Annotated in this window: 9 protein-coding genes and 1 pseudogene; 5 read left to right on the top strand and 5 right to left on the bottom strand. The window is 66.8% G+C overall.

Annotation, left to right across the window (positions count from 1 at the left end):
• On the top strand, nt 1–516 hold a 516-nt coding region (locus ACIN94_RS32570; protein ID WP_400714818.1), incomplete at its 5' end, for a hypothetical protein.
• On the opposite strand, the gene ACIN94_RS32565 is transcribed toward ACIN94_RS32570, so the two are convergent.
• Together ACIN94_RS32565 and ACIN94_RS32560 are read right to left on the bottom strand one after the other, a co-directional pair.
• Entirely contained in the window at nt 440–937 is a 498-nt protein-coding gene (locus ACIN94_RS32565; RefSeq protein ID WP_400714815.1) for a DUF1269 domain-containing protein, read from the bottom strand. The two genes, ACIN94_RS32570 and ACIN94_RS32565, sit on opposite strands and share 77 nt — an antisense overlap.
• A 465-nt stretch (nt 938–1402) precedes the next feature.
• Complete coding sequence (locus tag ACIN94_RS32560; RefSeq protein WP_400714812.1) at nt 1403–1588, bottom strand: hypothetical protein; 186 nt, start codon at nt 1586–1588, stop codon at nt 1403–1405.
• Between the two features lie 291 nt (nt 1589–1879).
• Here ACIN94_RS32560 and ACIN94_RS32555 point away from each other — a divergent pair, with 291 nt between their 5' ends.
• Together ACIN94_RS32555 and ACIN94_RS32550 are read left to right on the top strand one after the other, a co-directional pair.
• The gene (locus ACIN94_RS32555; RefSeq protein WP_400714809.1) at nt 1880–2245 is read left to right on the top strand and encodes a hypothetical protein; all 366 of its coding nucleotides are present in this window, start codon (nt 1880–1882) and stop codon (nt 2243–2245) included.
• 116 nt (nt 2246–2361) lie between these two features.
• Nucleotides 2362–2571, top strand: a pseudogene (locus ACIN94_RS32550) (transposase family protein); the annotation flags it as partial.
• 51 nt (nt 2572–2622) lie between these two features.
• Here ACIN94_RS32550 and ACIN94_RS32545 read toward each other — a convergent pair.
• The 3 genes from ACIN94_RS32545 to ACIN94_RS32535 form a co-directional block, all read right to left on the bottom strand.
• Nucleotides 2623–3090, bottom strand: coding sequence for a hypothetical protein (locus tag ACIN94_RS32545; protein WP_400714806.1), 468 nt, complete (start codon nt 3088–3090; stop codon nt 2623–2625).
• 562 nt (nt 3091–3652) lie between these two features.
• Entirely contained in the window at nt 3653–4489 is an 837-nt protein-coding gene (locus ACIN94_RS32540; protein ID WP_400714803.1) for a nucleotidyltransferase domain-containing protein, read from the bottom strand.
• A 416-nt stretch (nt 4490–4905) separates the two neighbouring features.
• A complete protein-coding gene (locus tag ACIN94_RS32535) occupies nt 4906–5661 on the bottom strand; it encodes a helix-turn-helix domain-containing protein (RefSeq protein WP_400714800.1) in 756 nt (251 codons plus the stop codon).
• Between the two features lie 238 nt (nt 5662–5899).
• Between ACIN94_RS32535 and ACIN94_RS32530 the strand changes: the two genes are divergently transcribed.
• The gene (locus ACIN94_RS32530; RefSeq protein ID WP_400714796.1) at nt 5900–6565 is read left to right on the top strand and encodes a DUF4097 family beta strand repeat-containing protein; all 666 of its coding nucleotides are present in this window, start codon (nt 5900–5902) and stop codon (nt 6563–6565) included.
• 154 nt (nt 6566–6719) lie between these two features.
• A complete protein-coding gene (locus ACIN94_RS32525; protein WP_400714793.1) occupies nt 6720–7550 on the top strand; it encodes an alpha/beta fold hydrolase in 831 nt (276 codons plus the stop codon).
• Nucleotides 7551–7626 lie beyond the last annotated feature (76 nt).

The following is a 7626-nucleotide window of genomic DNA, read 5'->3' as shown; positions in this document are numbered from 1 at the left end:
AAGCAAGAAGACCAGCACCCCGAGAAGAACAGAAAAGCCCTCCCCCTTCTCGCCGTAGGCGAGCGTGCGGACCGTACCCCGCCAGGCGCCGCCACGACGCCTGCGGTGAACCCGGAAGAACCGACGCCGAAAGAGCGGGCCCGGCTGGCCGGCGAGCTACTCGGCCGGCTGCCCGGCCACTACCGCGCCGCCCCGGCCTGGCTGCGCACCCGGCTCCTGACGAGGATCTCCGACGCCCTGACCCGGTACACCCCGCAGGCCATCGCCGCCTACTGCGCCACGTTCGCCGGCGACCCGACCTTCGGCGACTACGAACACCTACGCCGCTTCGACGACGTCCTGCGGAAACTGGCCGCCGACATCGCCGACGGCACCGCCTGCCCCGGCTGCGGACGCGACCCCCGCCACCCCTTCTGCGCAGTCGCCGTCGATCGCCGGTTCACCGACGACCCATCGCCGCCTTGGCCGCCGTGCGCAACTGCGCCTCCTCCTCCGTCCCCAGGGAGGTCTGAATGATGCGCCCGCCGTACTGGGCGATCTGCGGGATGACCTTGTCGGGCGTGCTCTTCACGACCAGCATGAACAGGGCCGCCGTGCCCGGCTCCAGCTTGCTACCGAGGTCCTTCATGAACTTGTCGTCGACGCCGACGTCGGTCATGGCGCCGCCCAGGGCGCCGGCGCCCGCTCCCAGGGCCATGCCGAGCAGCGGCATGAAGAACAGCAGTCCGATGAGACCGCCCCAGAGCGCGCCCCCGGCCGCGCCTATCCCCGTGGTGCTGGTCATCTGATGGAGTTTGATCTTGCCGTCCTGCCTGCGCTCGACGACGGCCACGTCCTCCAGCGTGATCAGTTTTTCCTTCTGCATCTCCAGCAGCCGGTCTCGCACCGTGGTGGCGGTGGCGACGTCCGGGTAGTCGATGGCGATCAGGTGGCTCATGTTGTCCTCGTGTTCCGTTGGTCCGAATCTCACCGGAAAGAGCCGGCGGGACAGGCGATCAGCCGCCGTCCGGCCATCACTGGGCCGTCAGGCCCGATGGGAGGGCATTCCGTGGGCCTGCCGAGCCCGCTCGTCGATCCGCCGCTGTTTCATCGCCGTTCCGCCCGCGTGACGGACGGCGGCGGCCGCGGTGGAGGATCTCAGCAAGGGTCGGTATGACCTGAAGAAAATGCCCATGATGGCACTTTCCCCGAAGTGGTCTCTGCTGCTGGCATGCGCAGCCCCAAGGTTCAGCGAAGTCGCGTCCCGCCGCGGATGACCTGTGCCGAAACGCGCGGCCTCAGGCAACAGGCTCTTCCACGGGGACACGGGATCTCAGGTGGCGGGCTTCTTTTGACCAGGGCGCGCGATCGCGCCCCCCATGGTCGCCCTACCGGCCGGGGACGAGGCCGCCCGGCCGGCTCCTCACGCTTCGGCGGAGGCTTCCCATTCATGGCAGGGACGCAGCGCGTGATGGTGATAGATCATTCCGACGGACCGGTCCGCCGCCGCGACGTGCACGCCCTGGCCGGTGGGACCACACAGGCAGTCGACCGACTCCTCGTGCCCGACGGCATCGTCGACCGGCCTGACGTGAACAATCTTGTGCATCATGCCCTCCGCGCCCCCTCGCCACAGCTTGACGTGTATTTTATGCCGTTTTGACCGATTTTCCCAATCATGTTTTCGGAGTCCGAGGCGGCATCGCGGTGGCCAGCGGCCTGGCCGCTCTCATCGCCCACCTCGCCACCTTCACCATCGAACGCCTCGGCCCGTGACCCGCCCCCTCCAGCGGGAGATGCCCAGGTCAGCGGCGATCCTGGCGCCCCGGCCGCGGATCGTCAGTCGCCGTGAAAGTCAAACTCACTCGAAGGCGGCCGCGGGCTGGCTATCGTCGCCGCGTTGAGCGCGGGCATGGGTGTCGAGGGCGACACGGAAGGCCGCGTCGTATGGGCAGAGCTCAAGCGGGCCGCAGAGGAGGCGGCTCCCGTCAGCGCGGCCGACCATCTCGAAGAACTCCGTAATCGACTGCAGGTCGTGGGCTTCCAGGCCCGGGTGTGCTCGGCACCCAGGAGAGACGTTGCCTCCATGCGAGTGATCAACCCGGAGGTGACGAGCCTGACAGAGATCGTCTACGCAGCGCAGGAGGCGGGACAGTGGCATTTCTGGTGGAGCTGGGCAGAAAAGATCGCTCCCGTCGACGAGATCGACGCCGTCACCAAACGGATCGCCCATGTACTCACGCCGGCGGGTCGCCCAGAGCTGTAACGGCCGAGGAGGTCCTGCGCTGGTCAAAATGGCGTCGCCGACACCAAGCCATCGCTCGCCAATGCCACTACCAGCGCAGATCACAACCATGATCTCAAAATGTCACTGGAGTATTAGTCGTCACCCCGTACAAGGGCAAGAACAAACCGGAGCCACAAAAGCGGGTCAACCGACCACACGCCCGCCTGCGCGGCCCGGGCGAGCGAGCCAACGCCCAGCTCAAGAGCTGGCGCATCCTGCACAAGCTCCGCCGCAGCCCCGGCAAAGCTGGGCACCTGTGCAAAGCCATCGCCGTCCTTCAGAACCACCGGGTCGCCCAAGGATGAAAAGGGTTCCGTGAAAGCCAACCAACCTGACTCCACAGAACTCGGGATACATCAATTGCGGAACTCGGGGTGGTAGACGGCTTCGGAGCATGTGAGACGTTCTCGGTCATCGCGTATCACGCGGCCCGAGCCGAGGGGCTCGATGAGTGTGTATGTGAAGCATCGAGGGCCGATGGCCGTGGTGCTGATCATTCGTACGACGATCTGTATCTGTTCGGGGCTCCGGTTGACATGCCACGGCTGGCGCTCTGCGGCCTTATCGATTTCGGCGTCGGCGAGCTTCCCGTCCGCCGCAGCGGCACGGAGGCGACTTTCGACCTCTACCGCCTGCTGTCGTATTTTGGCCAGATCCCACTTTTCGTTTTCATCGAGGTGGGACGACACAGACCAGAAGAACCAGTGGACGCCGATCACCCAGAGCAGCACGGCCAATGCAATCAGCGACGCCATGGCCCCGAACAGCCACGCGATCCACCGTGCCGGGCTGCGTGTCGGCGAGCTGTTCGGGTCCTGTCGCACTTTTACGATCCTGTGTATCCCATGTTCCTGAGCAGCGTGCTCATGACGTCAGCATATTCTGAAGTCCCGCTCTTGTTCGGGTGGAACGATTCATGGCTTAAGCATGGCGAGCCTTCCACAACGCAGAACTGCGTCGCCGGGTCTCCGCTGTGGAAATCGCCGTTGCCGCTCGGCCCCGCGACGAACTTGTTACTCCATTCAGGGATGTCGCAGCCTCCGTGCCCCTGGAAGGCGTTGACCGGGCTTGCGTACGCCACCTTCATCGCCGGAGTTCCAGTGCGTAGCGTGTTCACTAATTATTGTTGCCTGGCATTGGCGTAGTCGACCAGTGGGGACGTTGGGGCGGCGAGCCGCGATGAGCAGAGCCCGGAGCTGTTGCCGCAGCCCCTCAGATCCACTTCTCATCCGACGGTCGCAGACATCCGATCCGCCTAAGCTGTCAAGCAGCGACTGCCAGCCAGCCGGGTATACGGCTTGGATACCGGTCCCGCCCACGCGTGCCTGGTCCCCGTCGATGGGCATCCGGTGACAGTCCGAGAAGGTGACGTAGCGCGGACTGCGGTCAGTGACCGACGGCTGTCTGTACCTCCCCTATCAAGGCGGTCGCGTCGGCCACGGTCTGTTCGATCTGCTGCGTTGACTCGCCAACATGGCCAAGCAGCCTCTGCGCCCGTGCGGCGAAGCCCTGCGGGGCTACGGGCAGTCGGCCGGCCGAGGGCACCATGCCCTTCTCGTTGATCAGCCACTGGCCTGCGTGCCCGTGCAACGCCTGACAGGCGACGCCGATGGCGCGAAACATGCAGCCGGCCGCATAAGTGGGGTCGATGCCGACCGCCCCGTACCGCGCCAGTCTCACGGAGAAGTCGGCCTCCCACAGCCCGTCCACGAGCGCAGCGCTCAGCGCCGCAGGGTACGCATGGGTGCTTTCCCGCAGGTCGGTAAACTCCCCGCTGCGATCGGCCAGCACCCGGCACAGTGCCACCTCGCCGGCATAAGAGTGGGAGTAAAAACCCAGCGGATGTCCGGCCTGGACTCCGACTTCATAGCGGCCTTCCTGGCAGTCGGCCCAGACCCGGTGGACCCGGTCCAGATCGCGGTAGATCCAGTCGACTCGCCAGCCATCGATGGTCAGCCAGCCGCCACCGTTGACCCATGGTCCCCAGCCACCCGGCACGGTCATTTCGGCCCGTTCGCCAGCCTCCTGCACGGCCAGCGCTCGTAGCGCCGTCACGTCCAGATCACCTCGGTAGTACAGCCCCAGATCGATGTCCGAATCCGGGCGGTGCGTGCCACGGGCCCGACTACCGCCGAGCACCACCGCGACCACCCCGGGGATCTCTACCAACCGCTGTGCAAGCGCCTCCAGCGCCACATCATCCACAGAGGCGTATTTGATCACACATCCGATGCGGCTCATCCAGCGGTGCGCGTCGGGATCGGCGGTGCTCCCCAGGTGACCATCCGCCGATGCATCCCTTGGATGGTGCTACCGCTGTCCGAGCGGGGAGGGCATGCCGAGGGCGGCGATGACCCGTCCGAGCACGTCGAGCCAGGGGCGGGCGGTGACCACCGGGACGCCTGCCCCGGCGGCCTGGGCGGCCAGGACATCCGCGAGGCGGCCCTGTTATCTGCGGCAGGGGAAGGACCGTGCCCACCGTCGTCCACCTTCCCGCCGGAAGGCGCTCCGGGCCGCTTGCGGTCACTGGCCGGGCGGGGACTCCAGCAACTCCGCCGCGCGGCGCAGCGCGGCGGCCAGGCCGTACTGCGCCCACACCCCGCATCGACTTTCTGGACGGAGATTATCGAGACGGCTGTCTATCCGTGGTCTGGACTTGGTTGGGCGGTGTCGTTTGAGGTTGTTTCGGGTTTGGTGTGGAGGACTTCGCGAGCCTGTTCGGCGGCGCGGGTGATGCTTTCGCTGATGAAGTCGAGGAATCGGGCGATGTTCTCCAGGCGGGTGGCGGCGGGGGTGTGGGGGCCGAGGATGGCGACGCCTTGGCGTGCGGTTTCGACGAGCTGGTCGTTGGATCGGGCGCTGGCGATCGTCGCCTGGTAGAAGAGTTCGTCGTCGACGACGTAGCGGTCGCGGCGGCGTTCGTCGCGTTCTCGGCGGACGAGGCTCTGGCTCTCCAGGAAGGCGATCGCTTTGGAGATGGACGCCGGGCTGACCTGGAGGCGCTGGGCGAGTTGGGACGCGGTGAGGCTGCCCGCGTCGGTGGTGAACAGGCAGGTCAGCACCCGGGCCGTCATCTTGGGCAGGCCCGAAGCCATGAGGACGGTGGTGAACGTCTCCTCGTACTCGGCCACGGCCTCGGCGTCGCGTCCGTGTGGCTGGGGGACTGACTCCGGCCCTCGGGAGGAGGCGGGCCTGCGCCGGTGGGTGCGGCGTTCGGTGGCGCGGTGGGCCAGGTCGGCGCGGTAGGTGGTGGGGCCGCCGTTGCGCATCACCTCACGCGTGATCGTCGAGGTCGGACGGTCGAGGCGTCGGGCGATCTCGGCGTAGGGGAGGCTGTCGGCCAGTCCCAGCGCGATCTGCTGGCGTTCCTGCTGGGTGAGCCTGCCTCCCGGCATCGCGATCTCCTTGGTGATCCTTCGTGGTGGTCCCTGATCCCCCAACTATAGCGTTCACTTCTCATCCATTGCAATGATCGGAGAAGTTGTCGTTGCGTTACTCTCAAGACCATTGCAACAGTTTCCCGGTCTTTACCTGCGTAGATGTCGATTATGCGCAACAGATGTGTTGCCGGATTCTTGAAAGCAACGTAGCGTTTCCGGTGTCAGAAACAACGAGCGAGCACGGGAGAGCACGATGCAGAAGTTCGACACCCCCGCCCCGATCTCCGCCGTCCTGGACATCCCCGCCGGACGCATCCAGTTCATCGCCGCCGACCGCGCCGACACCACCGTCGAGGTCCTGCCCGCCAACCCCTCCAAGAGCCGCGACGTCCAGACCGTCGAGCAGACCACCGTCGCCTACGCCGACGGCGTCCTGCGGATCCACACCCCCGAGCCCAAGAACCAGCTCTTCGGCCCCTCCGGATCCCTGAAGGTCACCGTCCAGCTGCCCGCCGGCTCCCGCATCGAGGCCAAGGCCGCCAGCTCCGAGCTCCGCGGCGTCGGCCGCCTTGGCGACGTCGCATTCGAAGGCGCGTACCGCCAGATCAAGATCGACGAGGCCGCGAGCGTCCGCCTCACTGCGATCGACGGCGACGTCGAGGTCGGCCGGCTCAACGGCCCCGCGGAGATCAGCACCGCAAGGGGCGACATCCGGATCACCGAGGCCGTGCGCGGCACGCTCGTGCTCCGCACCCAGTCCGGCGACATTTCGGTCGCCGCCGCCGCCGGCGTCTCGGCCGCCCTGGACGCCGGCACCGGCTACGGCCGCATCAGCAACGCCCTCAAGAACGATGGCACCGCCGAACTCGACATCCGCGCCACCACCTCCCACGGCGACATCACCGCCCGCAGCCTCTAAAGGAGCAGAACCAGGACTATCCGGCCGGGCCCACCGCGATCGAGATCCTGTCGGTCGTCGCCGACGACGCGGCCGTCCGTCCCGAGGGGCCTGCGATCCACGTGCAGGGCCTGAAGAAGCCGTACAAGACGCCTAACGCGACCAGGTGGAACACATGACGAAGAACAGCACTTCCTCGACCAATTCGAAGTGGACCGGCATGGTGCCGGTTGACGATACGGCCCTGGCCGTCACCGACACCGGCGGCCCCGGTATCCCTGTGGTCTACCTCAATGGCCAGTTCGCCACTCAAGGCTACTGGCGGCGGGTCATCGCTGAACTGGGGACGGGGTGGCGGCACATCACCTACGACGAGCGGGCTCGCGGCAAATCGAAGCGGTCGGCGGACTATTCCTTCGAGGCCGCCGTCCGGGATGTCGATGCCGTTCTCGCGGCCAGGGGTGTGGACCGGGCGCTGCTGGTGGGCTGGTCCTACGGAGCGTTCGTAGCGGCGCACTGGGCCAGCCGGAATCCGGACCGTGCCTTGGGCGCGGTCCTGGTTGACGGCGCGCAACCGTACGACTGGCTCGACGAGGCCATGGAGCAGCGGATCCGGAAGCTGTTTCGGCGGATGGGCTGGTTCCTGCCGCTGCTGCGCCCGACGGGCCTGGCCCCGCGGATGACCGCCGAACAGCAGGCCGACAGCAACATCGAGGTCGGCAGGATCTCCCGCGAGCGCGAGCTGGGCCCCGTGCTGGACAACATCACCGTCCCGGCGCGGTATGTGGTTGCTTCGGGGACGTCCTTCGGAAGCCGCGGTGATGAGCAGGAACGGATACGCGCCAGTCTCGATGCGGTGACCGCCCGCAACCCGAACATCAAAATCAGCGCGAAGGTCGCCAGCAACCACGGTGCGATCCTGCGTAAGGACTTCCCGGCCATCGCCGAGGCCGTACGCGAGGTCGCCGCCCTCGACCGCGGGGGGCAGTCAGCTTCTCAGCCCTGAAGGACTGAGCTTGCAGCTCCTCGCCGTCGGTGGCTTCGACGGTTTGGTCCGCGTCAGGCAGCGTGACTCACTGCCC

This window comes from Streptosporangium sp. NPDC087985 (assembly GCF_044741965.1).
GTDB lineage: Bacteria > Actinomycetota > Actinomycetes > Streptosporangiales > Streptosporangiaceae > Streptosporangium.
This window is presented reverse-complemented; position numbering and strand designations above follow the sequence as displayed.